Annotated in this window: 19 protein-coding genes and 2 pseudogenes; 10 read left to right on the plus strand and 11 right to left on the minus strand. The window is 72.3% G+C overall.

Features of this window, described 5'->3' with window-relative positions; genetic code table 11:
- The first annotated feature begins 78 nt into the window (after positions 1-78).
- The gene (locus ACWD1U_RS22705) at positions 79-1,128 is read left to right on the plus strand and encodes an acyl-CoA dehydrogenase family protein (protein ID WP_451109978.1); all 1,050 of its coding nucleotides are present in this window, start codon (positions 79-81) and stop codon (positions 1,126-1,128) included.
- Here the strand turns inward: ACWD1U_RS22705 and ACWD1U_RS22710 are convergent.
- A complete protein-coding gene (locus tag ACWD1U_RS22710; RefSeq protein ID WP_451109980.1) occupies positions 1,125-2,327 on the minus strand; it encodes a serine hydrolase domain-containing protein in 1,203 nt (400 codons plus the stop codon). The two genes, ACWD1U_RS22705 and ACWD1U_RS22710, sit on opposite strands and share 4 nt — an antisense overlap.
- A 346-nt stretch (positions 2,328-2,673) precedes the next feature.
- On the minus strand, positions 2,674-2,850 hold the full coding sequence (locus tag ACWD1U_RS22715) for a hypothetical protein (protein ID WP_451109982.1): 177 nt from the start codon (positions 2,848-2,850) through the stop codon (positions 2,674-2,676).
- Positions 2,851-3,076: 226 nt separating this feature from the next.
- Here ACWD1U_RS22715 and ACWD1U_RS22720 point away from each other — a divergent pair, with 226 nt between their 5' ends.
- Positions 3,077-3,517: an SPW repeat protein gene (locus ACWD1U_RS22720; RefSeq protein WP_451109984.1), complete on the plus strand. Its 441-nt coding sequence runs from the start codon at positions 3,077-3,079 to the stop codon at positions 3,515-3,517.
- A gap of 441 nt (positions 3,518-3,958) precedes the next feature.
- On the opposite strand, the gene ACWD1U_RS22725 is transcribed toward ACWD1U_RS22720, so the two are convergent.
- Positions 3,959-4,828, minus strand: coding sequence for a GNAT family N-acetyltransferase (locus tag ACWD1U_RS22725; protein WP_451110217.1), 870 nt, complete (start codon positions 4,826-4,828; stop codon positions 3,959-3,961).
- A gap of 195 nt (positions 4,829-5,023) precedes the next feature.
- Between ACWD1U_RS22725 and ACWD1U_RS22730 the strand changes: the two genes are divergently transcribed.
- The 3 genes from ACWD1U_RS22730 to ACWD1U_RS22740 all read left to right on the plus strand — a co-directional run bounded on the left by ACWD1U_RS22730 (position 5,024) and on the right by ACWD1U_RS22740 (position 10,700).
- The gene (locus ACWD1U_RS22730) at positions 5,024-5,509 is read left to right on the plus strand and encodes a nucleoside deaminase (RefSeq protein ID WP_451109986.1); all 486 of its coding nucleotides are present in this window, start codon (positions 5,024-5,026) and stop codon (positions 5,507-5,509) included.
- A 142-nt stretch (positions 5,510-5,651) separates the two neighbouring features.
- Positions 5,652-9,959, plus strand: a complete 4,308-nt coding sequence (locus tag ACWD1U_RS22735) for an aminotransferase class I/II-fold pyridoxal phosphate-dependent enzyme (RefSeq protein ID WP_451109988.1) — start codon at positions 5,652-5,654, stop codon at positions 9,957-9,959.
- A 6-nt stretch (positions 9,960-9,965) separates the two neighbouring features.
- Complete coding sequence (locus tag ACWD1U_RS22740; RefSeq protein ID WP_451109990.1) at positions 9,966-10,700, plus strand: class I SAM-dependent methyltransferase; 735 nt, start codon at positions 9,966-9,968, stop codon at positions 10,698-10,700.
- Between the two features lie 73 nt (positions 10,701-10,773).
- Here the strand turns inward: ACWD1U_RS22740 and ACWD1U_RS22745 are convergent, their stop codons facing one another.
- Complete coding sequence (locus tag ACWD1U_RS22745; RefSeq protein WP_451109991.1) at positions 10,774-11,445, minus strand: chaplin; 672 nt, start codon at positions 11,443-11,445, stop codon at positions 10,774-10,776.
- Between the two features lie 281 nt (positions 11,446-11,726).
- Here ACWD1U_RS22745 and ACWD1U_RS22750 point away from each other — a divergent pair, with 281 nt between their 5' ends.
- The 3 genes from ACWD1U_RS22750 to ACWD1U_RS22760 all read left to right on the plus strand — a co-directional run bounded on the left by ACWD1U_RS22750 (position 11,727) and on the right by ACWD1U_RS22760 (position 16,336).
- The gene (locus ACWD1U_RS22750) at positions 11,727-13,295 is read left to right on the plus strand and encodes an alpha/beta hydrolase (protein WP_451109993.1); all 1,569 of its coding nucleotides are present in this window, start codon (positions 11,727-11,729) and stop codon (positions 13,293-13,295) included.
- A gap of 264 nt (positions 13,296-13,559) precedes the next feature.
- Entirely contained in the window at positions 13,560-14,654 is a 1,095-nt protein-coding gene (locus ACWD1U_RS22755) for a baeRF3 domain-containing protein (RefSeq protein ID WP_451109995.1), read from the plus strand.
- A 272-nt stretch (positions 14,655-14,926) separates the two neighbouring features.
- The gene (locus ACWD1U_RS22760) at positions 14,927-16,336 is read left to right on the plus strand and encodes a PP2C family protein-serine/threonine phosphatase (RefSeq protein WP_451109997.1); all 1,410 of its coding nucleotides are present in this window, start codon (positions 14,927-14,929) and stop codon (positions 16,334-16,336) included.
- A gap of 5 nt (positions 16,337-16,341) precedes the next feature.
- Here the strand turns inward: ACWD1U_RS22760 and ACWD1U_RS22765 are convergent, their stop codons facing one another.
- Entirely contained in the window at positions 16,342-17,835 is a 1,494-nt protein-coding gene (locus tag ACWD1U_RS22765; protein ID WP_451109998.1) for a DNA-binding protein NsdB, read from the minus strand.
- Positions 17,836-18,069: 234 nt separating this feature from the next.
- Between ACWD1U_RS22765 and ACWD1U_RS22770 the strand changes: the two genes are divergently transcribed.
- Positions 18,070-19,209 (plus strand): aminoglycoside phosphotransferase family protein, encoded by a 1,140-nt coding sequence (locus ACWD1U_RS22770; RefSeq protein ID WP_451110000.1) that lies wholly within the window; start codon positions 18,070-18,072, stop codon positions 19,207-19,209.
- Positions 19,210-19,281: 72 nt separating this feature from the next.
- Here ACWD1U_RS22770 and ACWD1U_RS22775 read toward each other — a convergent pair whose 3' ends face one another.
- The 4 genes and pseudogenes from ACWD1U_RS22775 to ACWD1U_RS22790 form a co-directional block, all read right to left on the minus strand.
- The gene (locus ACWD1U_RS22775) at positions 19,282-19,779 is read right to left on the minus strand and encodes a hypothetical protein (RefSeq protein WP_031118618.1); all 498 of its coding nucleotides are present in this window, start codon (positions 19,777-19,779) and stop codon (positions 19,282-19,284) included.
- Positions 19,780-20,106: 327 nt separating this feature from the next.
- Entirely contained in the window at positions 20,107-21,009 is a 903-nt protein-coding gene (locus ACWD1U_RS22780; protein ID WP_451110002.1) for a universal stress protein, read from the minus strand.
- 185 nt (positions 21,010-21,194) lie between these two features.
- Positions 21,195-21,437, minus strand: coding sequence for a DUF397 domain-containing protein (locus ACWD1U_RS22785; protein ID WP_451110004.1), 243 nt, complete (start codon positions 21,435-21,437; stop codon positions 21,195-21,197).
- Positions 21,438-21,674: 237 nt separating this feature from the next.
- Positions 21,675-21,880 (minus strand): annotated as a pseudogene (locus tag ACWD1U_RS22790) (hypothetical protein); the annotation flags it as partial.
- 114 nt (positions 21,881-21,994) lie between these two features.
- Between ACWD1U_RS22790 and ACWD1U_RS22795 the strand changes: the two are divergent.
- Positions 21,995-24,076 (plus strand): sulfatase, encoded by a 2,082-nt coding sequence (locus ACWD1U_RS22795; protein ID WP_451110005.1) that lies wholly within the window; start codon positions 21,995-21,997, stop codon positions 24,074-24,076.
- Here the strand turns inward: ACWD1U_RS22795 and ACWD1U_RS22800 are convergent.
- Both ACWD1U_RS22800 and ACWD1U_RS22805 read right to left on the minus strand, forming a co-directional pair.
- Positions 24,048-24,759: pseudogene (locus tag ACWD1U_RS22800) on the minus strand (alpha/beta fold hydrolase). The gene ACWD1U_RS22795 and the pseudogene ACWD1U_RS22800 overlap by 29 nt on opposite strands.
- A gap of 80 nt (positions 24,760-24,839) precedes the next feature.
- Positions 24,840-25,673, minus strand: a complete 834-nt coding sequence (locus ACWD1U_RS22805) for an alpha/beta fold hydrolase (protein ID WP_451110007.1) — start codon at positions 25,671-25,673, stop codon at positions 24,840-24,842.
- Between the last annotated feature and the right edge of the window lie 28 nt (positions 25,674-25,701).

Genomic DNA, 25,701 nt, shown 5'->3' on the forward strand with positions numbered 1-25,701 from the left:
GTGCTCCTTGCACCTCCTCCACGAACGACACACCCCCGGATCGACACCTCGCGCCGCCCGGCGGCGAGAATTTCTCCCATGACCACCACACCGCACCCTCTCGTCACCCGCGCGCGGTCACTGGCACGCGATCTCCTGCTCCCGCAAGCCGAGCGCGTGGACCAGGAGGGTGTGCCCGCGAGCCATGTCGAGGCGGTGAAGCGTGCGGGGCTGCTCGGGGTGGGCGCGCCGAAGGAGTACGGCGGGGCCGACGCGCCCGTCGCCGTGGCGCGGGAGACCGCGGAGATCCTGGCCGGGGCGTGCTGCTCCACCTGGTTCGTGCAGACACAGCACCACACACCGCTGAAGCTGCTCGCCACCTGCGACTCGCCCGTCCGGGAGAGGATGCTGCGTCCGCTGGCGACCGGCGAGCTGATGGCCGGCATCGCGTTCGCCCACGTCCGTGCCTTTCCCCGGGTGCCGGTGCGGGCCGTGCCGCAGCGGGGCGGCTGGCGCTTCGAGGGCAGGGTGCCCTGGTACACGGGCTGGCGCCTGAACGACGTGATACTGCTGGCCGGGGTGACGGACACGGCCGACGTGGTGTTCGTGCTCGCCGGCGCCCGGGAGCAGCCGGGCCTGATCCCGTCGGCGCCGATGCGGCTCGCGGCCCTCACCGCCGCCCGTACGGTGTCCCTGGAACTGGACGGCCTGTGGGTACCGGAGGAGTCCGTGGTGCTGCGCATGCCGCAGGAGGAGTTCGCCCGGGTCGACCTGCCGAGGGCCGCAAACGCCAGTCCGGCTGTGTTCGGGGTGGCAGACGCGGCGCTGGACGTGGTGGCGCAGGCCACGGACGGCGAGGAGACGGCCGGGGCACTACGGGCCCGGCTCGACGAGGTCCGCCGCGAGGCCTACGCCCTGGCGGACCACCCGGCCCCTCACGAGTGCGTCCCGGAGCGTCTGGCCGTGAAGACCCGCGCGTACGACGTGATGCGCGCGGCCACGACGGCGGCGATCGTGGCCGGCGGCGGCCGCGCCATGGATCTGGGCAGCCGCGCGCAGCGCCTGGCGCGTGAGGGGATGTTCCTGCTGGTGCAGGGCCAGACGGCCGAGGCGCGCCGGACCCACCTCGGCTCGCTGGCGTCCGGCTAGCCGAGGTGGGGCACGGACGGCGACTCGCCCGTCCGGGACGGGACCTTGCCGCAGAACTCCGCTTCGATCACGTTGACGTAGAGCGACGGGTCCGGGAGCCAGTCACCGTTGATGTTGAACGTCAGCTGGTGCTTCCCGTCCTGTGTGCCGACCATCGCGGACAGGGAGCCGTTCGCGCGGCCACTCTTGCCCACGACCTTCACGCCGCAGGACAGCTGCGCGAACTCGACTCCGAGTCCGAACCCGAGCCCGCCCCCCGCGGGGACCTCCTCGAACATCTCCTTCATCTGCTTCGGGGGCAGCAACCGGCCCTTGACCAGGGCCCGTTGGAAGCGGTTGAGGTCGCCGCTGGTGGAGATGACGTCGCCGGCCGCGCCCAGCCAGGTCATGTTCTGTTCGGAGGCGTCGTGGATCGGGGCGTCGGGGGCCTCCTCGTGGAGGCGGGAGTAGCCGACGGGGTGGGGCTTCGGCATGTGGGGTGACGTGCCGGGGAACGAGGTGCCGCGCAGCTTCAGCGGCCGGACGATACGACGCGTGATCTCCTGCGCGTAGGTGCGGCCGGTCGCCTTCTCGATGACCATCCCGGCGATCACGAAGTTGGTGTTCGAGTACGACGGCGCCTGCCGCGGGTCGGGCCGCGGCGGGTGCTTCAGCGCGATCGCCACGAGTTCCCCGGGCGTGTGGGTGTCGTAGCGGTGCTCCGGGAAGCCGGGCCCCGCGGCGTCGTGGATGAAGGTGTCGTCGTCGGTGTAGTTGGCGATACCGCTGGTGTGGTTGAGGAGTCGGCGCAGGGTGACCCGGTTCCCGTCATAGCCGTTGCCCCGCACCAGGCCCGGCAGCCATCGCTCGACCGTGTCGTCGAGGCTCAGCCTGCCTTCCGCCTCCAGTTGGAGCAGGACGGTCGCGACGAACGTCTTGGTGATGCTGGCGCCGCGGAAGTGGTCGGCGGCGGAGCGCTCGCGGCCCGTGTCGGTGTCCGCGTGACCGGCCGCCGCGAACCAACTCCCCTCGCTGTCACGGACCTGGGCCGCCGCCCCGGGGAGTCCGCCCTTGCCGACCAGGTCACGCAGTGCGGTCCGGGTCGCCTCGTGGCCGTGCTCCGGCTGTGCTGCCTGCGCGGACGGAGCGAGGCCCACGGCTACGGCGGACAACGCCACGGCCAGAGCGAGTGAGACGGTGCGTGCAGCCCGCTGCTTCATGAGTCTGTGCCTCCCGGTCACCGAAGGGGCACGGCCTGCCCCCCTTGGTGACCAGGACGCCGACGTCGCGTTCCGGGGTTGATCTTCGGGCGGAGTCCCCTCGGCGGCCTCGGCTCGCGAGCGGCGCGAGCGCTGCCGGAGTGGCGGAGCCGGCCTCCTCGGCCGCGGGTGGGCAGCAACCGGTGGAAGGCAGCGGGGAACGGCGACCGTCAGGGAGTTCGCGGCTCATCTCGTCTCCTGGACCGCGAATTGTATGGAAAGGGCCGAACACCGGAGCGCACACCGTGGTTCGGAGAGACCCGGCCCGGAAGGCGTGCGCTCGTCGAAGCGCCGGCGGTGCCGGAGGTCAGTCGTCGTCCGCCGGAACGACCACGAGGAAGGCGTCCGACTCCAGGTCCATCACGACGGTGGCGGGCTCGCCCTCGGCTCGGCGGCGTGCCGCGTACTCCTCCGCGGGCCACGAACCGCGCGGGGATCCCGCCGGGAACCGTTCCAACACCTTCGCGCTGATGGCCGCAGTCACGTCCGCTGCCCTCCCCAGTCCTGCGCCGCCCGTCGGGCGACGTCGATCGGTCACTGTCGTACACATCCGGTTGCCCCCGATCAGCCCGGACATGTACGGCCGGGCACACCGCGCACCCGCGCCGAGCTCTACACATAAGGGAAAAATAAGAGCAGAATGATGCTTACGCGGCGCTTACCGCATATCCCACAAGACGCGTCGCCCTGCAACGCGAAGGAGACGAGTCATGGCCAACGTCTCGCCCACCAGAGGTGACATAACGAGCCACCCCGATGCCTCCGAGATGCGGGACCGGTACGCCCGCGTGCTCGGTGGCCGCGATGTCGCGCTCGTGGACGGACCGGTGTTCCTGCTCGGTCTGTACTGCGCCGCGTCGCCGTGGATAGTCCACTACACGACCAGCCAGCCGCCGCTCGTGACCCACAACCTGATCATGGGCATCGCGATCGGTCTGCTGGCGCTCGGGTTCACTCGCGCTCCGGAGCGCATGTACGGCCTGAGCTGGGCCATGTGCGCCCTCGGGGTGTGGATGATCGTCTCACCGTGGGTCGTCGGCGAGAGCCCGGACGCCGGCGTCGTGTGGAACAACATCATCATCGGCGCACTGGCCGTGATCCTGGGTCTGGTGTGCGCCGGCACGGCGGCGAAGGCCTCCGCGAGGCCGTAGACCGCCCGCAGGGAAGCCGAAGGCCGGTCCGCACCCGGGCCGGCCCGTCCGTGTCCGCATTGGCACCGCGAGCGGCGCCGTGCCCGGCGTCGCCGCCCCGGACCGCGCGAAGGCACGCCGCTGACGGCATACCGGCGGCACCCACCGCACCTCCCCGGCACGCGCGACCGGCGGATGCGCGCGCGTCAGTGGCGGCCCGCCGACCGCATCGCGGTGAGCCCCTCACACGCTCGACGCGTACCGCGGCATCCAGCCCAGTTCTCGTTCCGCCTCCCGTCGGTCGACGGCGCGCAGCAGCGCGTCGCGGTCCATGAGGTCGGCCCGGATGCCGTTGCCACGGCTCCGGCTGAATCCGGTGACCTTGTGGTCCGCCTCGGTCGGTGCGGGGGGATGTGCCGCCCGAGGACGCCGCTCGCACCGGCGAGGAGGATGCTCTGGTCCTCAGCGTTCGTCGTCATGACCGTGCGACGGACCGGGTGGACGCGGATGTGATTTCCGCACCGGATTCCTCGGCGCGCCCCGGTGGCCCGGCTGCTGCACCGCGTACACGTACGGCGTCGTCGTGGTCAGCGCTGCGAAGCCGAGGCGTTCCAGGATGGGGCGGCTCTGGTCGGATGCGTCGACCTGGAGGTAGCGGTAGCCGCGGGCCGCGGCGGCCTGGGCGCGGTGGGCCACCAGGGTGCGGTAGACGCCCCGGCCGCGCCAGCCCTCGACCGTGCCGCCGCCCCACAGGCCGGCGAACCGCGTTCCGGGCACGAGTTCCATGCGGGCCGCGCTCACCGGCTCGTCACCGGCCATCGCCACGACGGCGACGACGGTGTCCGGATCGGCCGCGAGCCGGGCGAGGAGCTGGTGACGCAGCCAGGAGCCGTCGGCACCGAACGCCTTCTCGTGGACGTCGGCCACCAGGCCCACGCCCGCGGGGTCGGTGACCGGCACGACGCGCACACCCTCGGGCGGTTCGGCATCGAGGGCGAGGCCGTCGACCTCGCCGATCATCAGCGTCTCCTCGGGACCGGGCGTGAACCCGGCTTCGCCCAGCCGTCGCCCGAGGTCCCGGGGGCCGTCGTGGCCGTACAACTTCCACTCGAAGTCCAGGCCGAGCCCGCTGTAGTGACCGATCTGCCCGGCGATCGCCGCGTCCGCTCCGGCCTCGTCCAGGGCGGACCACACGACGCCGTTCCAGCCCTGCGCGCCCGCGACCTGCCGGACGACGCCGCCCGTCCGCTCGACACGGGCGCCGGGACCGTCCGGCCGCGCTCCCTCACGCATGTCACGGTCGAACAGGGCGAGCAGCGCGGCATGATCCATGGGGTCCATGGGCCGTACTCCAGCATCGGCCGGACGGACCGGGCAACGTTTTTTCCGGTACGGCGCCTTTCCGGTACGGCGCGCCCGCAGCCCCCTGCGCTCCCCCCGGCTTCCTGCCACGCCGTTCCCTCCCCCATGCGTGCCGGCGCCATAGGGTCCTGTCGATCACACCGTCACGGGAAAGGCCTGCCGCACATGGTCGTGAAGGACACGGAACTGCCCTACCTGCGCCGCTGCGTGGAGCTGGCGGCCGAGGCGCTGGAGGCCGGGGACGAACCGTTCGGTTCGGTGCTGGTCGGCGGGGACGGCACGGTCCTCGGCGAGGATCACAACCGGGTGGCCTCAGGCGACCGCACCCGCCACCCCGAGTTCGCACTGGCGCGCTGGTCGGCGGAGCATCTCACACCCGAGGAGCGGGCGGCCGCCACGGTCTACACCTCCGGCGAGCACTGCCCGATGTGCGCGGCCGCGCACGCCTGGGTCGGCCTGGGCCGCATCGTGTACATCACCTCGTCAGAAGAACTCGCCTCCTGGCTCGACGAGTTGGGCGTCCCCGCACCACCGGTCCGGACACTCCCCGTCCACGACGTCGCACCTGGTGTAGTCGTCGACGGCCCGGTTCCCGAACTGGCGCAGGGCGTGCGGGATTTGCATCTCCGGTTCCATCGCGTGCGCGGCTGAGCGACCCGGGCGGCTCGGCTCCGCCCGCAAAGAGCCGACCGGCGGCGACCTCCCGAGATGCAGGGCTACTCGGACGAACTTACGATCGAATTCAACCAGACCACGAGGTGTACACCCCGGTCTCCCCGACGGGGGGAGGCACATGTCCCTGCTGTCGGCACATCGGCTCATGGCCGTCTACATCGGCCTGGTCACAGCCGTCACGACCTTGTACATGACCGTCCCTGTGGCGGCTCCCGTGCTGTGGGCGGTCATCGGGCTGGCAGGCGTCGGCGCCGTGCTGTTCGGCACGCGCAGGCACCGGCCGGCCCACCCGTGGCCCTGGTGGTTCCTGGCCGGCGGCCTGCTGACGTTCATCGCGGGCGACACGTACTACAACGTGGCGGAGGGGTACTTCGACGCCTCCAACCCCTTCCCGTCCCCCGCCGACGCCTGCTACCTCGCCACCTACCCGCTCTTCGCGATCGGTCTGTCGGGGCTGGTGCGCCACCGGTGGGCCGACCGGGACCTGCCGAGCCTCCTCGACGCCCTGATCATCACCGCGGGCCTCGCGCTGCCCGTGTGGGTGTACCTCGCGCAGCCGCTGACCGTCGTGGACGGGTTGACCTGGCAGCAGCGCGCCATCAGCATCGCCTACCCGCTCGGTGACGTCCTCGTGCTGGCCCTGCTCGCCCGGCTGCTGACCCCGAGCCCGGTCACCGGCCCCAACCGCGCCGTGCAGCTGCTGGTCGTCGGCACTATGACGCTGCTGCTCTTCGACATCGCGTACGGGATCCTGCAACTGAAGGACCTGTGGCAGACCGGCACCCTGCTGGACCTCGGCTGGATCGCCTTCTACACCGCCTGGGGCATGGCCGCCCTGCACCCGTCCATGGTCGAGCTGACCGCGTCCGTTCCGCAGCGGGAGTCGCTGCTGCCGCCGCCACGCCGGCTGGTCCTGCTCGCGGTGGCCACCCTCATCGCGCCGGGGATCCTGCTGCACGAGGGGCTGAGCAACGACACGCGGGACGCCGCCGTGATCGCGGCCTTCTCCGGTGTGCTCTTCCTGCTGGTGATCCTCCGGCTGGCGGGGATGGTCGTCGCCCACCGCCGGGCCGTGGCCCGGGAGCTCGCGCTGCGCGGGGCCGCCGCCTCGCTGGTCTCGGCGTTCCGGCTGGACGAGGTCGAACGGGCCTGCCGCACGGCCGTCGACCGGCTGATCGGGCCGGAGGTACCGCACCGGACCATGCTGCTGCCGACCGAGCGGGCGGGGGACCTGGGCGCGCACGGCGCCCACCTGGTGAGCACGGCAGCCCTCGATCCCCGCACCGCCGCCGGGCTGGACGGTCTGCCCACCGCCCTGGTGTGTCCCATGACCCAGCCGGACGGCCCGGACGGAACGGTCCCGGGCGTCCTGCTGATCGCCGCACCCGAGCGGCCTCTGCACGAGACCTGGGGGTCCCTGGAGATCCTGGCGTCACACGCGGGCCTGGCCCTGGTGCGCATCACGCTGCGCCAGGAGGTCGTCCGCCGGGAGAACGAGGCGTACTTCCGTACCCTCATCCGCAACACCTCCGACGTCATCCTGATCCTGGAGGACGACGACACCGTCCGGTACGCCAGCCCGTCCGCGCGGTCCGTGTTCGCCACCGAGGACCTCACCGGCGTGTCGCTGCCGGAACTGGTGGACCCGAGCGACCGGGAGCGGGCCGCGCGGGAACTGGCCGCCGTACGGGAGAGGGGTTCACGGGCGGGACACGACCACTGGTGGGTGCGCGGCCAGGACGGGCGCGTCGAGGTGGAGGTCCGGTTCAGCGACTTCCGGGACGAGCGGACCGTGTCGGGTCTGGTGGTGACCCTCCGGGACGTGACCGAGCAGCGACGGCTGGAGCAGGAGCTGACGCAGCGGGCGTTCCACGACTCGCTGACCGGTCTGCCCAACCGGACGCTGCTGCTGGAGCGGATCGAGCGCGCCCTGCTGCGCGGCCGCCGCGAGTCGACCCTGACCTGTCTGCTCTTCATCGACCTGGACGACTTCAAGCTGGTGAACGACACGATGGGGCATCGGGCGGGCGACCACCTGCTGATCGCGGTCGCCAACCGGCTGTCCCGGACGCTGCGGCGCACCGACACGGCGGCCCGGTTGGGCGGGGACGAGTTCGCGGTTCTGATGGAGAACGCCAAGCAGCCGCTCGACGCCGAGCTTCTGGCGGCCCAGGTGATCCAGACGCTGAACCGGCCCTTCGACCTGGCCGATGAGTCGGTGCCGGTCTCCGCCAGCGTGGGCGTGGCCACCACGCGCGACAGCACGGACGCGGAGGAACTGCTGGGCCACGCCGACCTCGCGCTGTACGCGGCTAAGGCGGCGGGCAAGCGGCAGTGGCGCCGCTACAAGCCGCTGCTGCGCAGCCGTATGGTCGAGCGGCACGATCTGCAGACCGAGCTGGCGCAGGCGGTCGCCGACAAGTCGTTCGCGCTGCGCTACCAGCCGGTCGTGGACATCACGGCGGGCGAGGTCGTCGGGTTCGAGGCGCTGGTCCGCTGGCCGCACGAGCACCGGCCACCCGTCCCCCCGGACCAGTTCATCAGCCTGGCCGAGGAGACCGGGCACATCACGCCCCTGGGATCGTGGGTGCTGGAGAACGCGGTCAACGACATCGCGGACCTGCAACGGTTGCCGGGCCCCGCCCGTCCGCCGTACGTCAGTGTGAATGTCTCCGCCCGCCAGTTCCGTGACGCCGGCTTCGTCGAGCAGGTCGGGCAGGTGCTGAGCACACCGGGTCTGGAACCCGGGTCCTTGCAGCTGGAGATGACGGAGACGGTGCTGCTGCACCGCGACGACCGCCTCCAGACGGTGCTGCACACACTGAAGGAACTCGGTGTGCACATCGCGGTCGACGACTTCGGCACCGGTTTCTCCTCGCTGCGCTACCTGCGGGACTTCCCCATCGACGTGCTGAAGATCGACAAGTCCTTCATCGACGACATCGCGCGCGACGCCCAGCAGGTCGCCCTGGTCGAGGGGATCGTGCGGATCGCCGACACCCTGGGCCTTCAGGTCATCGCCGAGGGCATCGAGAACACCGCGCAGCGGGACCTGCTGGCCGGGATGGGGTGCCGGTTCGGGCAGGGGTTCCTGTTCGCCCGGCCGCTGACGGTGGAGCAGAGCGCGCACGCGCTGCGGGAGCCGAGTGCCCGGCCCTTCGCAGCGCCCCGGACGCCACGGCCGCGTGCGGACACCGCCGCCCGGGGACGCCGGGAGGCGCGCTGGGCGGACCTGGAGCATCTGCGGCGCACCAGCCCGATGAGCGACGCGGTCCTCGACGAGGTGCGTGGCCGGCACATCCGCAGCGGCGACCACTGGCTGATCGACTTCGCGTCGTGCAACTACCTGGGCTTCGACTGGGACCCGGAGGTCATGGAGTCCATCGACCCCGCCGTGCGCCGGTGGGGCACGCATCCGAGCTGGTCGCGGCTGCTGGGCAGTCCCCGGCTGTATCCCGACGTCGAGGAACGGCTCACCGCGCTGCTGGGCGCGCCGGACACACTGCTGCTGCCGACGCTGACGCTGGTCCACTCCTCGGTGATCCCGGCGCTGGCCGAGGACGGCCACGTGTTCGTGGAGGCGACCGCGCACCGTACGGTTTACGACGGCTGCGTCATGGCCCGCGCCCAGGGGGCGACCCTGCACCGCTTCCACGCCGAGCGGCTCGACGAACTGCGCGCCCTGCTGGCCGGGGTGTCGGCGGGCACACCGCGGCTGGTGTGCATGGACGGTGTCAACAGCATGAGCGGCAACATCCCCGACCTGCCCGCACTGGCGGCGGTGTGCCGGGCCGAGGGAGCGACGTTGTACGTCGACGACGCCCACGGCTTCGGGGTGATCGGGGAACGCGGGCCGGGCGAGACGTCCCCGTACGGCATGCGCGGCAACTGCGTGGTCCGGCACACCGGCGAGTCGTACGACGGGATCGTGCTCGTCGGCGGCTTCTCCAAGGCGTACTCGTCGCTCCTGGCCTTTCTCGCGCTGCCGTCGGAGCTGAAGAACCGGCTGAAGACCACGGCCGCCCCCTACCTGTACTCGGGGCCGTCCCCGACGGCGTCCCTGGCCACCGCGCTGGCCGGGCTGGACCTCAACGAGCGCCGGGGCGACGCCATCCGGGCCGATCTGTACCGCAAGACGGTCCGGGTGCTCGACCACCTGGAGGGCCTGGGGGTGAGCACCCTCAACACGGACCGGCTGCCCATCGTGGAGGTCCCCCTGGCGAACCCGGCGGACCTGGACGCGGTCGCCGCGTTCCTGTGGGAGGAGGGTGTCTATGTGACGCTGGCCGCCTACCCGCTGGTCCCGCGTGACCGGGTGGGGTTCCGCGTCCAGCTCACGGCCCTCAACTCCGACGAGGACATCGACCATCTGAACGGGACCCTGAGCCGGTTGTCCGAACGCTTCCCGCTGCGGCTGAAGGGCTAGACGGCCATGACGACGCACAATGACGACGTGGACTGGGACCGCTGGCCGGTCGCCGACTACCTCGCGGAGAACTACCGCGAGGTGCATCCCTCGGACGCGGCGATCATCGCCCACCACTGCGCCTTCTACCGGCGTTTCCCGCCGGGGGCCATCGCACGGTCGGTGGAGTTCGGGGCGGGCCCCAACCTGTACCCGCTGATACTGGCGTCCGCGGCGAGCCGCAGGATCGACGCCGTGGAGGCGGGGTCGAGCAACGTCGCCTACCTCACGGAACAGATCTGCCACCGCCCGGACGCGAGCTGGCTGCCCTTCCACGCGCTGTGCCGGCGGCTCAACCCGGACATGCCCGCGACACTGGCCGACGCGCTGGCCCCGGTGAACGTCGTCCACGCCGACGTGCGGACCCTGCCGCCGGGCACGTACGAACTGGCTTCCATGCACTTCGTCGCCGAGGGCGCCACGGAGGACTTCGCCGAGTTCGCCGACTTCTGCCGCACCTTCGTCCGCACGGTCGCCCCGGGCGGCCACCTGGTGGCCGCCTTCATGGAGAACATGCCGACCTACCGCATCGGGCCGGCCTCCAGCTGGCCGGGCTGCCCGGTGAACCCGACGACCGTCACGGAGGTCTTCGCCCCGCTGACCCGCGACCTGGAGGTGACCCACATCGACGCGGACCCGACGCTGCCGGACTACGGGGACTCGGGAATGGTGCTGCTGACAGGGGTGGCGGAGGCGGTCTGAGGTCGTGGTTCCGCCCGGACCCACCGAGGCCCCACCGGCGGCACGGCCGACGGGGCCCTCGGTACCCGGCCGCTCAGCCCTCGGCCCCAGGGCGGAGCCGGCGGCGCAGCACCACTCCGCCGAGCACCAGCGCCGCGCTCGCCGCGACGGCCTGGAGGGTGTGGTCCGTGCCCGTGTGGGCCAGGGCGCCCGTGGCGTGGGGGACGGCGAGCGGGGCCGGGGCGCGGGGCGGGAGCGTCCGGGGTGGGGTGGGCGGCTCGGGGTCCGGCTTCGGCGGGTGGTGGGGGCGGGCCGGGCGTGCGGGCCGGTCACCGGGAGTGTTCGAGGACTCGTTGCCGGTGGAGGCGTTGCCGACGCCGACCACGTTCACGGAGTTGCCCGTGACGTTGACCGGGAGATCGACCGGCAGCCGTACGCCGTTGCCGGAGATCACGCCCGGTGAATCCTTTCCGCTGCCCTCGGCGGCCGCGCCGCCGGACTCGGCGTGCCGGCCGCGCGGCCGGTCGTCCTCGTCGGCGCAGCCGTTGCCCGCCGCGGGGTTCAGCAGCCCCACCACGTTCACGGTGTTCCCGCACACGTTGACCGGGACGTGCACCGGCAGCTGGACGGTGTTGCCGGAGACCACCCCGGGCGAACCGGCCGCTGAGCCGTCCGCCCCGGTACCGGCGTACGCGGGGACGGACACGGCCATCGCGCCAGAGGCGGCGGCGACGGCGATCACACCGTTTCGGGTAACCCGTCTCATACTTGCCTGCCTTCCAGACATAGTCGCGGGCGCTCACCCGCATGGGATGGAACGCGGGGCGCCCGGTCCGAGTTATGGCTTGTCGGGCTTTCACTCCATCGAGCGGCACGGTTGTCGAACTAGCGGTAAAGCCCTTCGTATGCGGAACGCGGCCGCGCCGGGCAGGGCTCGCCGGGAGGACCCCGCTCGTGCGGAGGCGCGGCTTCCAGGGCCCGCTTATGGTGAGCGAGGGCGCCGTGTCCCGGTCCGCTGCGGAGCGTCCCGCGCCCATGGAGGCATCGATGCTGGCCAAGCTGTCCCCGCGCCCCTCGATACGGCACTGCGCGGTCACCGCGACGGCCGGGCTCGCCCTGCTGGGCACGGCCCTGCCGGCCGCCGACGACTCCCCGCCCGGCCTGGCGCGTTTCTACGACCAGAAGATCACCTGGTCGAAGTGCAAGGGCATGGACATGCCGAAGGACCTCCAGTGCGGAAAGGTCACCGTTCCGCTCGATTACGCCAAGCCCGGCAGAGGAACCCTCGATCTGGCCGTCGCCCGCTACCGGGCCACCGGCAAGTCCCGGGGTTCGGTGCTGCTGAACTTCGGCGGACCGGGCGGTCAGGGCGTAGCCCAACTGGCGATGGGGGGCAAGGACTTCATGGGCCTGACGGACGGCTACGACGTGGTCTCCTTCGACCCCCGCGGCGTCGGCCGCTCCTCGCCGGTGAGCTGCGGAAACGCCTCCGACGCCCTGGCCGCGACGGACGGCGCCACCGCAGGGGCCGATGCCCAGGCCGTGCTCGAGGGCCTGCGCGCGGCGGCGGCCGAGTGCGCCGACCACTCGGGTCCCGTCCTGCCCCACATCGGCACGGTGAACGCCGCCCGCGACCTGGACGTCATGCGCGACGCGCTCGGCGACGACAAGCTGAACTACCTGGGCTTCTCCTACGGAAGCCGGCTCGGGGCGGTGTACGCGGCGGAGTTTTCCGAGAAGGTCGGCAGGATCGTGCTGGACGGCGTCGACACACTGACCGAGCCGCTGGCCGAGCAGGGCGTGGTGAGTGCACGGGGGCAGCAGACCGCTCTGGAGAACTTCCTCACCTGGTGCGCCGAGGACATCGCCTGCCCGTTCGGGCGGGACCCTCGCGAGGCCGGGGAACACGTCGTGCAGGTGGTGAAATCGCTCGACAGGGATCCGGTGCCGACGCCCTTCGGCGGGGCGTTCTCCGGCCAGGACTTCGCGGGCGCCCTCGGACAGGGCCTCCACAGCAGAAAGCTGTGGCCCTCGCTGCAGCGGGCCGTCGCACAGCTGCTGGAGGACGGTGACACGCGCGGCCTGGAAGCCTTCCTGTCCGGGGGCTTCACCCTCCCCCTGAAGCGGGCCCCGCACGCCGGGCTCACCGACCCCGAGGACGTGCCCCTGGACAACCTGCCGGCGGCGCTGATGGCGGTCAACTGCGCGGACGATCCCGACCGTCCCGTCGCCGCGCAGGTCTCCCGGGACCTCGGCCGGCTGCGCGCCCGCTACGAGCAGGCCTCACCGGTCTTCGGCCGGTACCGGCTCACCCAGGTGCTGATGTGCTACGGCCGCCCCAAGGGCACCGACTACATCCGCGACGAGGTCAAGAACGTCGACACACCGAGGATGCTGCTCGTCGGCACCCGGGGCGATCCGGCCACGCCCTACCGCTGGACGGTGGAGACGGCCGAGCGGCTCGGGTCGTCGGCCGTGGTGCTCGACAACCGGGGCGAGGGCCACACCGGCTACGGCTCCTCCAAGTGCGTGCACCGCAAGGTCGACGCCTTCCTGCTGTTCGGCACCCTCCCCCCGGACGGCAGCTCCTGCGGGTCCGACCACGACGCCGAGTGAGCCGGCCCCGGCCGGGGGTCCCGGCCATGCCGGCCCGCGGCCCCCAGCCATGCCGACGCAGTCCCTGCCGTCCGTGCGGTCCATGCGGTCCGTGCGGTCCATGCGGTCCATGCGGTCCATGCGGTCCATGCGGTCCGTGCGGTCCATGCGGTCCATGCGGTCCATGCGGTCCATGCGGTCCGGCATGATCCTCACGAACCGGGCGAGACGTGGGGTCGTATTGCCCCAAATGCCCTAACCGTGAATCGGCTCTATCGTTCTGTCATGGAGCACGTTCTGAGTCCCGCGACCCTCGCCGAGCTGCGGCGCCCGCGCCCCTACCCCGCGGTCTCCGTGCTGACGCCGACGCACCGGCGCGAGCCCTACAACGCCCAGGACCAGGTCCGGCTGCGCAACGGGGTGGCCGAGGCCAAGAGACAGCTGGAGGCGGATCCGGCGGTCAGCCGGGAGCGGCGCGCCGAGGTCGCCCGGCACCTCGACCGGGCCCTGTCGGAGGTCGACCTGACGCACGCCGAGGACGGACTGGTGATCTTCGCTGCGCCGGGCGAGCACCAGGTGTGGTCACTGGCCAGGTCCGTGCCCGAACGTGTGGTGCTCTCGGACACCTTCCTCACCCGCAACCTCGTCTCGGCCCAGACCGCCGGACGGCCGTTCTGGGTACTCTCCCTGGCCACCGACCGGGCGACCCTGTGGAACGGCGGGGTCGACCGGGTGACCGAGGCACGAGTCGGCGGCTTCCCGCTGGCCCGGCGCGTGGAGAACTTCGACCCGGAACGCCAGCAGCGGATCGGGGACCTGCCGAGCGCCTTCCGCGGGGAGCCCACCCGCCAGTTCCTGCGTGAGATCGACAGCGCGATGGACACCGTGCTGCGCGACCACCCGCGACGGCTGTACGTCACCGGCGATCCGGCCACCCTCTCCCTGCTGGACGAGGTCGGCACCACCGCCAGGGGTGCGGTGCACGTCCCGCACGGCGGGCTCGCGCACGGGAGTCCCGAGGCCGTGTGGCAGGCCCTGCGGCCGGTCATCGACGCGGAGGTCCGCCGGAGCACGGACGCCGTGAGCCGGGCCCTCGAAACGGCGCGTGGACGGCGGGAGTTCGCCGCCGGCGTGGACGAACTGTGGCAGAGCGCCCGGGACGGCCGCGTCCGGCTGCTGGCCGTCGAGGAGAACTACCGGGTGACGGCCCGCGACGCGGGCGACCACCTGATCCTCACCGAGAGCGGAGACCTCGACTCCCGCGAGGACATCGTGGACGAGATCGTCGAGCAGTGCCTGGAGACCGGAGCCGACGTCCGCTTCGTACCGGACGGCACCCTCGGTGAGGCGGACGGCATCGCCGGGGTGCTGAGGTACTGATCGACATCGAACACAGGACCGTCGAACACCCGCAGCACTCTCGCGAGGGTGTCCCGATGATGCGTCAAATGCCCTGTGTAATCTACGACTTGGGCCTCCAGGTGGCGTACCCCGCGCCTACCTCGGAGTAACTCCGTGAGACCGTGGCATATGCCAGAAGCACCACCGTATCGTGTGGTGCCAAATCCCTTACAGTGCGTCGCGGCCTGTGCCACAGTCGTAACGGTCCCTCCGTCCGCCTTGGCCGTACCGTCCCCGCATCGGAGTGCGTCATGCCGTCCCACCTCTCCGCGGACCGCCCCGCCGCCCAGCCGCCCGGACGGGGCTCGGTCGACGCGCTCATATCGCAGACGCGGCGGCTCAAGGGTGACGTGGACGCGGTGCGCCGCGACGCCGAGGAGGGCGCGGCGGACCACGCGCGGGGCCGCTGGCAGCGCGCCCTGTACGACCTGGCCCTGCACCAGCTCAACGACCTCGACGAGCACCTGGCCCAGCTGCGGGACGGCCCCCTGCCCACCGCGGCGGCCCCGGAACCCGCCGCACCCGCGCAGGGCCCGCTGCTCAGCCGGGTCGGCAGCGCCGAGTGGAACCTGATGACGGACGAGGCCAGTTGGTCCGGGGAGCTCTATCGGATCCTGGGCCGCGACCCCGCCGCTCCCCCGCTCACCCTCGACGAGTTGCCGTCGATCGTGCTCGACGAGGACCGGCCGAAACTGACGGCGATGGTCACGAACTGCCTCGTCGACGCCCGCCCCATCGACGGGCAGTTCCGCATCGCCCGCCGAGGCGGCGACGTACGGACCGTGCACATGATGGGCGAACCGGTGCTCGACACCGACGGCAGCACCGCTTCGATGTGGGCCGTGCTGCGCGATGTCAGTGAACTGCGCCGCAGCCAGCGGGTGGTGAGCGAGACCCGTGACTCGCTTCACCACCAGCGGGAGGCCGCGCGGACCGAGCACCGGCTCGCGGTCGAGCTGCAGGAGGCCGTACTGCCGCCGTGGCGCGGCTCCCTGCGGCTCCCGGACCGGGGCCCCATGACCCTCGACCTCGCCGCCCACCGTCTGCCGGCGTCCACCCCCACACGGATCGGCGGCGACTGGTACGACGCGCTCGAACTGACCGACGGCGAGACACTGCTCAGCGTCGGCGACCTCACCGGCCCGGGCGTCAACGTCACGTCGAACACGGCCATGCTGCTCGGTGCCGTGCGCGGCATGGCCATGGCCGGGACCGGGCCCGCAAAGCTGATGGCCTGGCTGGACCAGTTACTCGACGCCACCGTGCGGCCCGCCCTCGGCAGCGCCGTCTGCTGCCGCTACCGGCCCGACACCCGCACCCTGCTGTGGGCGCAGGCCGGACACCCCGCCCCGCTGCTGTTCCGCGACGGGACGGGGCGCATGCTGGACGCGCCGGACGGCGCCCTGCTCGGCGCCACGCCGGGGCCGGTCCACCGGCAGGCCGAAGAGACCCTCGAGGTGGGTGACCTGCTGCTCCTGCACACCGACGGGCTGGTGCCCGGGCCCGCCGGAACGGCAGCCGCGAACCTCCTCCTCGCCCTGGCCCCCCGCCTTGCCGGGAACCGCACCGCCGAGGACTGCGTACGGACGGTCGTCCAGGAGTTCGGCGCGAGCGAGCGAGCGGACAGCGCCTGCGTACTCGTCGCCAAAGTCACGTCATAGGAATCTCAGGCCTGTGCGTCGTTGCCGCCCCTGCCCTTCGTCTTCGGCAGGGCGAGCTTGATCTCCTCCCGCAGCTCCTCGATCTTCGGGGAGCCGGAGTACTCGGCCGTGAGCCGGTACATCTGGCGCAGCCGGTCCCAGGTGCGGTGCGAGGAGTTCGATCCCATCGACACCAGCGCCAACCGCGCGTACCGGTCCGCCCGTTCGGGGTCGTCGGCGATGAAGCAGGCCGAGGCCATGGACAGGTAGTCGAAGATCTTCGACCGCTGCCGCCCGTCGATCCGCAGGGCGAGGGCCCTCTCCGCGTAGTGCTGTGCGTGCACGGCCGCGTCCGGTTCGAACTCCGCCAGCGTGCGGTAGGACAGGGCCTGCATGCCGTACAGGTCGGCCTCGTCGAACAGCTGCATCCAGCTCGGCGCCGGGACGTCGCCCTTGTCGGAGACGAAGAGGTCCTCCGCCTGCCCCAGGGTGCGTCGCATCGCCTGTCCCTTGCCCATGGATGCCTGCGCCCAGGCCTCGACGGTGCACAGCATGGCCTTGGTGCGCGGCAGCACCTCCTCGCCGGAGCCGGACTGGGCGAGCTTCATGAGGTCCAGAGCCTCGTCCGGCCTGCCCAGGTGCACCATCTGGCGGGCCGCCCGGGAGAGCGCCTCGCCGGCCCGGGGCCGGTCGCCGCCCTCTCTCGCCGCGTGGGCGGCGATGACGAAGTACTTCTGGGCCGTGGGTTCGAGGCCGACGTCGTGGGACATCCAGCCCGCGAGGACGGCGAGATTGGCGGCGACGCCCCACAGGCGCCGCTGGAGGTGGGGTGGGTGTCGGTAGGCGAGCATGCCGCCCACCTCGTTGAGCTGGCCCACCACGGCCTTGCGCTGGAGCCCGCCGCCGCGGGCCGCGTCCCAGGCGCGGAACACCTCGACCGAGCGCTCCAGTTCCTCGATCTCCTGCGACCCGATGGGGGCGGCCTCGTAGCGGTCGTATCCAGCGGGGTCGGCGTGCAGGGGATGATCGAGGTCGGGGGCGTCGGCAGCCAGGGCAGGGTCGGTGTGCAGCCAGTCGTACATGGCACTGCTGAGTGCGGATCCCGCGGCGAGCGCGGCGCCCGCGCCCACCAAGCCGCGTCGGTTGAGCATGAGGTCCATTCCCGTGAATTCGGTGAGGACCGCGGCGGTCCGCTCGGGCGCCCACGGCACTCCGTCGGGAGACTCCGCACTCCCGCCGCTGGGCCGTTTCCCCGCACGCCCGTGCCGGACCAGACCGAGGTCCTCCATGGTCACGACACGGCCGAGACGCTCGGTGAACAGAACCGCCAGCACCCGCGGCACCGGATCGCGCGGGATCTCTCCCATGTCGATCCACCGCCGCACCCGGGAGGTGTCGGTCGCCAGCTGGGCATGGCCCATGGCCGCCGCCTGCCGGTTGACCAGCCTCGCGAGTTCGCCCTTGGACCAGCCGGCCAGGTCGAACAGATCCGCGAGCCGGGTGTTGGGTTGTCCGCTCACGTCAAGCCCCCAGGTTCTCGGCTGAGTTGACAGTAGCCGGGCCGGACATGCCGGGCGACTATTCGCCAGGGTTCGCCAGGGTGCGCCAGATGGTGTGCCACCGGCCATCCGGTGTCAGGTAGGAACGCGCCACCCCGACTCGGTCGCCGCAGGGACATTCCCCAGGGTGATCCCCGACGTCCGGGCCGGGTGGTGCGCTGTCGTCGCAGGCACACGAAGGGATCTGTTTCGCCCATGTACGCAGCATCGTCCTCCGTGTCCGCACCGCCCCGGTCGCTGCACCCCCGTCCCACGGACAGCGGCCCCTACCTCGCCCCCGCGCGGCCGGCGGCCCCCGTGCTCGGCGCGGGCAGGGCACGGCGCGGCGCGGTCCTCGGTTCCCCACCGATCAGCGGGAGACTCGACTTGTCCGGTCCCCAGGGCGCGCAGCTGCGCACGGCGATCGCGTCCGTGCACCGCATCTGCCCCGAGTTCGCCCCGGTGCAGATCCTGCGCCGCAACGGACGGTCCGTGCTCCTGGTCGGTACGACCGGTCGCAGCTCGGCCGTCGCCAAGTGTTTACTGGACCACTCCCCCGCCTGGTCCGAGCGCATCCGCCACGAGATAGCGGCGTACCGCTCGTTCGTCCGGCACCGCCCTCCGGTGCGGGCGCCGAGACTGATCGCGGCGGACCCGGACAACTGCACACTCGTGATCGAGAGGATGCCCGGGCGGGTGGCGGCCCTCCAGCGGCACCCGGCCGAGGCCCCGCCCCGGGCGGACATCAGGGCGGCGCTCGGCGCGATCTGCCGACTGAACGCCTGGCGGCCACCGGCGGGCACGTTCGACGCCCCGCTGGACTACGCGGCCCGGATCTCGCGGTACCACGAGCTGGGCCTGCTCACCGACCGTGACCTGGGCGATCTGCAGAAGCTCCTGCGCGGCATCGCGCAGGCGGCCGGGCGGCAGGGCATGGGCCAGTTCTGCCACGGCGACGCACTGTTGTCGAACATCCTCCTGTCACCGGCCGGTCCAGTGCTGGTGGACTGGGAGCACGCCGGCTGGTACCTGCCGGGGTACGACCTGGCGACGCTGTGGTCGGTGCTCGCGGACGCTCCCGTCGCCCGTCGCCAGATCAGCCAGATCGCGCAGTCGGCGGGCCCGGCGTCCAGGGATGCCTTCCTGGTGAACCTGATGCTGGTGCTGACCCGTGAGATCCGCACGTACGAGACAGCCGTGCAGCGTTCCATGCACGACGCGACCCCGGCGGCACCGGGCACGGCCCACCCTGGTGCTGCGCCGTCCGGCGAGGAGCAGAGGCTGCTGCTGCGGCGGCTGCACGACGACTGCCAGTTGGCCCGGCGGGCCGTGCGCGCGGCGGTCGGCACTCGCTGACGGGGACGAAGAGGCCGCTGTGCGCCTGGTCAGGCGCACAGCGGCCCTTTCGTGTGCGGGCTGCCGCCGGGTTCAGCCCTGCTGAAAGAGCTCGGCGGGCAGTGGTTTGAGGAGGGCGTAGAGGTCGTCCGTGATGGGGCGGTCCCAGGCGGCGATGGTCACCAGGACATTGTCGCTGCGGTCGAACTGGACGCAGGAGATGCGGCCCTCGGAGAGCTTGACGCGCCGCACGATCAGGAGGTTGTCACCCTGCATCACCGGGACGTCCTCGGTGCCGACGACGGTGACCTCCTCGTCGTTCTCCAGCGCGAGCAGCAGCTGGGCCACCTCGAAGGGGACCTCTCCCTCGGGGACCTCGCGGGCCGGGGAGCCCTCCGGCAGGTTGCCGATGATCATGGCGGGGCCGCGGCCGCCGAACAGGTCGTAGCGCAGGAAGACGCCCTGGCAGGTGCCGTCGGGCGCGGGCAGCAGTCCCGCACCCAGGTTGCCGGGCCAGTCGCCCGGGTCCATGGCCAGTACGTCGAAGTCGGGCCCGGCGGGGGTGGCGCTACGGCGGCGGAGGAACGACATGTCGCCCATGGTACGTGCCCCGGCCTGCGAAGTGCCGGGCGGGCGGCGGACCGGTCGGGCCGGGCTGTCGCCGTGTGCCGCCGATGACGGCGGGCCCGTCGCGCCCACCGGTTGTCACCAAGGCGTCGCCTCGCACCGTCGGTGGCGGCGGGCCGTTCGGGTGATACCGGTCGGCTCAGGTCGTCGGCTGTGCCGTTCGGGACGGCGGGCCGCTCGGGTGGCACCGGTCGGCTCGGGTCGTCACCTGTGCCGCTGGTGGTGGCGGGCCGCCCGGGCGGTACCGGTGGAGCCCAGGCCGTCGCCTTGAGCCGTCATGGTCGGGCGTGGTCAGTCCTCCGCGGGCGCGGGCGGGATCACCGCGACCGGGCTCGCGGCGTGCAACAGGACGGCCTGGGTGACCGAGCCCATCATGCGGGCGGGCGCCATGAGGCGCCGCCGGTGCCGGCCCACGACGACGAGGTCGGCGTCCAGGGAGGCCGCGACGAGGTGTCCGGCCGCGTCGCCCGCAGCCACGACCGGCTCGACCTCGACGCCCGGGTGCCGCTCGCGGTACGGGAGGAGAAAGCCCTCTGCGAGGACCCGGGCCTCGTCCTCGATGACGTTCTGGTCGACGATCGGCGGGGGCAGTTCCCCGGGCATCATCCAGGGCTGTGCGGGCCACGGGTAGGCGGCGACCGCCTGGAGCCGTGCGCGGCGCCGGGCGGCCTCGGCGAAGGCGAACTCGAGGGTGGCCTCGTCGGGGCCGTCCACCTGCAGTCCGACGACCACCCGCGAGCCGGGACCGGGCGCTGGCTCGCGGTGGACCTCGCGTCCGGGCCGGGGAACCACGACCACGGGGCACTCGGCGTCGCGGGCGGCGGCCATGCTGGTGGAGCCGAGCAGCAGACTGGCGAAACCGCCGCGGCCCCGGGAGCCGAGCACCAGCAGCTGGGCGGTGGCGCCCAGTTCGGGCAGGACCGCGCCGGTCGCGCCCTCCAGGCCGACGTACTCCGTGTCCGGCTGGTCGGCGCGCCCCTCCAGGTGGGCGCGGACCCGGTCGAGAACGGGGTCGTCCCGCGGGTCCGCCGGACCGGCGGCGAGGACCTCGGGCTGTGCCCAGTGGGCGTACTGGCGAACGTGTGCCACGCGCAGGGGTGCGGCGCGTCGGCGAGCGGCGTCGACGGCCCACTCCAGGGCGCGCAGGCTGTCGTCCGAACCGTCGACCGCCGCGACGACCGGCAGGGTGCTCATGGGTTCCTCACCTCCGGGAGACGACCGTCCCCTCCCGGCGCCAGCCTGACGCAGGCGGCGCCTTGGGGAAGATGCCTCAGGCCGCGTGTCCGGAAATACGGGCGGAACACCCCCGGATCGGCCGTCGGATCACGGCCGATCCGGGCTGGTTCTCTCCGCTCCCGGGTGCCGGTCCGCCTCTGCCCCTAGGTGAGATCGAACTCTCCCTCCCGCGCCCCCGAGACGAACGCGCCCCACTCGGCGGGCGTGAAGATCAGGGAAGGGCTCTCGGGCCGGGCACTGTTCCGCATGGCGATGAAGCCCTCCACGAAGGCGATCTGCACATCCCCCCGACCGCGACTGCTGGACTGCCACTGTGCATTGGTGAGGTCCAGCTCCGGCTTGTCCCAGCCCATGAGCGGGCGCTGCTGGGTGGTGGTCTCGGCCACGTCCGTGCTCCTCCCGGTTCGTCGTCCGCGGCCAGCCTAGCGATCGCGCCCCACGGCCGACAGGGCACGTGAGGGGGACCTTTCGAGAGTCCGGGGGCCGGGTTCTCACGAGCCACATGGAGAAGAACTGCGAGCCACCGCCGTAGGCGTGGCGGAGAACCCTGCGGGCGCCGTCCGCTCAGGGGTCCTTGCACAATGAGCGACCCGGGCGGGCACAGTGCATGGTTCGCACCCGCCGAGCTCGGGCCTCATGACGCCCTCGAAGAAGTCGGGCGCCTTGCCGATCACGGCGGCGTCGATGTCGGCCCGGGTCAACTCGGCTTCCCGGAAAGCGTGTTGTGCGACATCCCGGACCAGTCCGTGATGGAGGCGTCCCGGTGGGCGGCGTCGTGCGGACTACCGGTGGGCCGCGGACGTGGCGGCGGTGGCGGCGGACGGGTGATTCTCCGGCCCGTGGATTGAACCGGAGGTGACGTGCGGACGTACTGGTGGTGGCAGGCTCGGTCACCGAGCTCTGTTTGCTATGCCATCGCAAGACCGCACGGAAGGACCACCGGGTGTCCCTCTTCACTCGCTCCCGCCAGCAGCCGGACACGACCGGGGGCGGGGCGGAACCGGATGAAGACACGGGGGCGGCGAGGACCGGCGGGGGGCCCGGTGCGGCGGATCCGGACGGCGGAACGGACGCCGCCGAGCCGGGTGGCGACACCGACGCCGCCGACCGCGACGAAGCCCCCGATGCGAGTGGCCCCGCCGGCGGCACCCCGGCGCACACGGTTCCGGAGACGGACACCGAGGCGAACGGCACCAAGACGGCCGCCATGTCGGCAGGTCGATTCGGCGGGACCGCGGCGACGGATCCGGACGAGCGCGCCATCACATCGGACTCCGACGGCGACACCGGCGCGCGAGAAGGAGCCGCCGAGACCGCCGCCCCGCAGACGGCAGCCGCCGGAGAAACCCGGGACGCGGCAGCGCACGCGGCCAGGCCCGCCTGGTTCGGCCGGCGGCTCCGCCACCCCCGTGCCGCGCGCGCGGTCTCCGTCGGGACGACCGTCCTGGCCGGTGCGCTCGTGCTGTTCGCGCTGCTCGTACCGAACCGCATCGAGCGCGTCGAGTTCGCCTCGTTCGTCCGGATCCCCGCCGAGGGCGTGCTGCTCGCGGGCCTGCTGCTCGCGCTGCCGCCGAAGCCCCGGCGCATCATGGCGGTGGTCGCGGGCGTGTTCCTGGGGCTGGTGACGGTCCTGAAGTTCGTCGACATGGGCTTCTACCAGATCCTGGCCAGGCCGTTCGACCTGGTCCTGGACTGGATCCTGCTCGACGACGCGACGGACTTCCTGCGGGAGTCGTTCGGCCGGACCGGGCAGGTGCTGGCCGTGGCCGGGGTGATCGTGCTGTTCGTCGCGCTGCTCGTGCTCACGACGCTCGCCGTGGTGCGGCTGACGAACCTGATGGTCCGACACCGGCCCGTGGCCGCCCGCACGGTCCTGATCCTCGGCACGGCGTGGATCACCTGCGTGACCCTGGGCGTGCAGATCGGCACCGTGCCGATCGCCACCAAGGGCAACGCGGAGTTCATCGGCAACCGGGTGGATCAGGTGCGGGCGGGGCTGGAGGACGCGCGGGTCTTCGAGAAGCAGGCCGCCGTGGACGCGTTCGCGAAGACGCCGCCCGACCAGCTGCTCACGGGACTGCGCGGCAAGGACGTCCTGTTCACCTTCATCGAGAGCTACGGCCGCGTGGCGATCGACGACCCGGCGATGGCCGAGCAGACCGACGCCGTGCTCAAGGAGGGCACCGGCAGGCTGGAGGCCGCCGGGTTCGAGTCGCGCAGCGGCTGGCTGCGGTCGCCGGTGACGGGCGCGGGCAGCTGGCTCGCCCACTCGACGTTCCTGTCCGGGCTGTGGATCAAGAACCAGCAGCGGTACCGCAGCCTGACCACGAGCGACCGCATGACGCTGACCAAGTACTTCGGGAAGACCGGCGCCTGGCGGACCGTCGGCATCGTGCCGGGTGTGCGCCGCGCCTGGCCGGAGGGGAAGTTCTTCGGCCTGGACCACATCTACGACTCCGAGCACCTCGGCTACCACGGCCCGTACTTCAGCTGGACGCCCGTGCCCGACCAGTTCAGCATGGAGGCCTTCCAGCGCTTGGAGCACGGAAGGAAGGACCGTGCGCCGATCATGGCGGAGATCATCCTGGCCTCCAGCCACAACCCCTGGTCCCCCATCGCCCGGATGATCGACTGGGAGGACCTCGGCGACGGCTCGGTGTTCCACGAGATCAAGAAGGAGGGCACCGACCCCACGGAGGTCTGGAAGGACCCGGAGAAGGTGCGCACCGAGTACCGGCGCGCCATCGAGTACTCGATCCGCAGCCTCACCGAGTGGGTCGAGCGCTACGGCGACAAGGACACGGTGCTGGTCTTCCTCGGCGACCACCAGCCCGTGCCGACCGTCACCGCCGGAGACACCGGCAAGGACGTGCCGGTGACGATCGTCGCCCACGACAAGAAGGTCCTGGACCGCGTCGCCGACTGGGGCTGGACGGACGGACTCAAGCCGGCCGGGAACGCGCCCCGGTGGGGCATGGACGAGTTCCGCGACCGCTTCATGACGGCGTACGGTCCGCAGGGCTGAGGAACTCCTCCAAAGCCGCGAGGAACTCCTCCGGCCGGGCCTCGTGCACCAGGTGCCCCGCGTCGATCGTGAGGTGCCGGGCGTCCGGGAGCAGCTCGGCGAGACCGGCGATCTGCTCCTGGGGGATGAGGCTGGCCGGTCCGCCACCGATCAGCAGCGTGGGCATGGTGATCCGCCCCATGTGGTCCCACCACACAGGGTTCGGGGCGTTGCGCTGTCGGTCGGTGGCGAGGATCATCGCCCAGTCGTACGGCAGGTCACCTTCGGGCCGTACGGCGGGCGGGCGCGGCGGGTCGAGCGGGAAGGGCGCGGGCACGTCCTCCAGGACGAGCCGCCGGACGAGCCGCGGACAGTGCTGGGCGAGCAGGTAGGCGACGGCGCCGCCGAGCGAATGGCCCACGACGTCGGCGCGGGTGACGCCGAGCGCCCCGAGGAAGGCGTGGACGTCGTCGCGCATGGTCTCGTACGCGTAGTCGCCGGGCCGGTCACTGCGGCCGTGCCCGCGCAGGTCGGGGGCATACACCCGGCGGCCCGGCCGCGGCCAGCGCGGCGGCGATCTCCGCCTCGGCACCGTCCGCGCCGCGGGCGTGCAGGAGCAGGACGGGCGGGGCGTCCCGTGGCCCCCAGACGCGGTAGGCCAGGGTGATGCCGTTCGCCCGGAGGGTGCGCGGTGGTGTGTCCATGCCGGGCACGGTAGGCGAGGGGCTCTCCCGCCGCAGGGCCGCTCTGCCGACAGCAGAGGGACGTACCGCTCCGGCTCCGGTCAGGAGAAGAAGGCGGACACGCGGCGCGTGAACCACTCCGGGTCGTCGAGCCAGGGATAGTGCCCCGCGCCCGGCTGCACCGCGAACTCGGCCTTCGGGAACACGTCGGCGTTACGGCGGGCGAGGGCCGGGCTCGGGCCGCCGTCGGCTTCACCGGCCAGGACGAGCACCGGGGCCGTGACCCGAGCGAGCGCGGCCCGGGTGGCGGCCGGGTCGTAGGCGCCGTCCGCGCCGTAGCGGTCGGCGGCCTCGTCGTTGGTCTCCGTCTCGTCGCGCTCGGCGTGCGCCTGGGCGGCAGCGTCCCATCTCCCGTACCAGAACGCCCAGATGAGGGGATCGAAGTCGGCGGGGTTCGCCAGCCAGGCCTCGAACGCCGCGAAGGCCTTCGGGAACCACGGCTCGTCCCGGCGCTGCCGGGCCGCCGCCAGCCGGTCCTTCGCCGTCGCCGGCAGCCCCAGCGCCCACGGGATGGCCGTGACAAGCGCCAGCCGGCCCAGCCGGTCCGGGTACCGGGCCGCGTACAGCATGGCGAGACTCCCGCCCGCCGAGTGCGCGAGCACGTCCATCCGCTCCAGGCTGAGGTGGAGCCGCAGCGCCTCGACGTCGTTCACCAGCCGGTCGCAGCGGTACGTCGCCGGGTCGGCCGGCACCTCGGACGCCCCCGTGCCGCGCAGGTCGAGGAGGACCAACTGCCGGTGGGCATCCAGCCCTCCCAGGTCCCCGAGGTACGCCGAGGCCCGCATGGGCCCGCCGGGGAGCACGACCAACGGCTCGCCCTCGCCGCGCAGGTGACAGGTGAGCGCGGTCCCGTCCGGGGCATGGAAGATCGGCATGGCCCAGATCCTCTTCCCCGGGACACGG

The sequence above is a fragment of the Streptomyces sp. NPDC002788 genome, from assembly GCF_053592115.1.